Raw genomic sequence first — 2399 nt, forward strand, 5'->3', positions numbered from 1 at the left:
GTGGAATACGAGCAGCCGCTCAGTGTTGGCGGGGTTTGCGCCACGCGCCATGCCTGGGCGCGCGTGCCGGCCGAGCCCGCGCCCGCCGAACGCGCGGCGCTCAAGGACCGCATTCGCGCACTGCTCAAGGAAAAGAACGCGGTCATGGTGTCGCACTTCTACGTGCACCCCGACCTGCAGGACCTGGCCGAGGAAACCGGCGGCCTGGTCAGCGATTCGCTCGAAATGGCGCGCTTCGGCCGCGACCACGCGGCGCAGACGCTGGTGGTGTCGGGCGTGAAGTTCATGGGCGAAACCTCCAAGATGCTGTCGCCCGAGAAGACCGTGCTGATGCCCGATCTGGACGCGACCTGCTCGCTGGACCTGGGCTGCCCCGTGGACGCATTCAGCGCGTTCTGCGACCAGCATCCCGACCGCACGGTCGTGGTCTATGCGAACACCAGCGCCGCCGTGAAGGCGCGCGCCGACTGGGTCGTGACTTCGAGCTGCGCGCTCGACATCGTGCGCGCGCTCAAGGCCGACGGCCAGAAGATCCTCTGGGCACCCGACCGCCACCTGGGCGGCTATATCCAGCGCGAGACCGGCGCCGACATGGTGATGTGGAACGGCGCCTGCATCGTGCACGACGAATTCAAGGCCTTCGAGCTCGAAGCGCTCAAGCGCGAGCATCCGCATGCCAAGGTGCTGGTGCACCCCGAAAGCCCGGCCGATGTGGTCGCGCTGGCCGATGCCGTGGGCTCGACTTCGGGCATCCTGAACGCCGCGCGCGACATGGATGCGAACGAATTCATCGTCGCCACCGACAACGGCATGCTGCACAAGCTGCGCACGCTGTTTCCGCACAAGCGCTTCATCGAAGCGCCGACGGCCGGCAACAGCGCGACCTGCAAGAGCTGCGCCCACTGCCCCTGGATGGCGATGAACGGCCTGGCCGGGGTGGTCGACATCCTCGAGACCGGGCGCAATGCGATCCATGTCGATCCGGCGCTGATCCCGCGCGCGCGCCAGCCCATAGACCGCATGCTGGCGTTCACCGCGGCGCTCAAGAGCGGCGCGCCCATTGCGGGCTTGGTGCCGCATCTCGGCGCAGCCTGATACGAAGCACCCCCTGAGCGGCTAACGCCGCTTCCCCCTCTCAACCTTCGGTGGAGGGGGACGACACCATCGCTGCGGGGCGGCCCTTGCTCGGTGTCCCTGACCTGGGGCACCCCAGTGGCATGGACTTGTTGACGGTGCGAGCGGGGGTTGGATAATGCCGGCTTGATGGCGGATCGCGCCGGTTTTACAGGCGCGGTAAGCGTTTTGGACCATGGACACTCGGATTGATTTCACCTTGCCGCAGGGCGCGCCCGACGCCCCTGAAGCACGCCTGCGGCGGCGTTTCGGCCGGCCGCACCAGGTCTGGGTGGCCAGCGCGCCGCACGAAGTGCGCGCCGTGCTCGACGCGGTCGAGGACGCCGCGCGCGCCGGCGCCTGGTGCGTGGGCTTCTTGCGCTACGAGGCCGCGGCGGCGTTCGACCCGGCGCTCGTGACCCATGCGGCCGACGGCCCGCTGGCCTGGTTTGCGGCCTATGCGGAGGCCTTGCCCTGGGATGAAGGCGACGAAGCGCCGCCGCCGGCCGGCGAAGCGGCGCGTGTCGACTGGCACAGCACGCTCACGCGCGCGGATTTCGACACGGCGATGGCGCAGATCCATGAAGCCATTGCGAACGGCGCGTTCTATCAAGTGAACTACACGGCGCCGCTGCAGGGCGAACTGCTGCAGGGCTCGCCCCAAGCCCTGTTCGACGCGCTGCTGCGCGCCCAGCCCGGCGGCTATGCGGCCTGCCTCGATACCGGTGAAGAGCAGGTGCTGTCGGTGTCGCCCGAGCTGTTCTTCGACTGGGACGGCGAGCGCATTCTCGCGCGGCCGATGAAAGGCACGGCGCCGCGCGGCGCCACGCCCGCGCAGGATGCGGCGCTGGCCGAAGGTCTGCGCAGCGCGCCCAAGGAGCGCGCCGAGAACGTGATGGTCGTCGACCTGCTGCGCAACGACCTGTCGCGCATTGCCCGGCCGTTCAGCGTCAAGGTGCCGCGGCTGTTCCACACGCAGGCCCTGCCCAGCGTCTGGCAGATGACGTCCGACGTGCAGGCCGTGACGCGGCCGGACACGCGCCTGGCGGATGTGTTCGCCGCGCTGTTTCCCTGCGGCTCGATCACGGGCGCGCCCAAGGTCGCGGCGATGCAGATGATCCATGCGCTCGAACCCCGGGCGCGCGGCGTCTACTGCGGCGCGCTGGGCGTGGTGCGGCCGGCCGGCGACGGCGGCATGCATGCGACCTTCAACGTGCCGATACGCACAGTGGTGCTGCGCGGCGCGCAGGCCGTCTGCGGCATAGGCAGCGGCATCACGGCGGGCG

At 69.5% G+C, this 2399-nt stretch carries 2 protein-coding genes; both read left to right on the plus strand.

Going from position 1 to position 2399, the window contains the following annotated elements; genetic code table 11:
- On the plus strand, positions 1–1095 hold a 1095-nt coding region (nadA, locus tag D3H34_RS31815), incomplete at its 5' end, for a quinolinate synthase NadA (protein WP_119558781.1).
- Positions 1096–1309: 214 nt separating this feature from the next.
- The coding region (locus tag D3H34_RS31820) for a chorismate-binding protein (RefSeq protein WP_205736852.1) at positions 1310–2399 on the plus strand (1090 nt) is incomplete at its 3' end.

Source organism: Acidovorax cavernicola, from assembly GCF_003581445.1.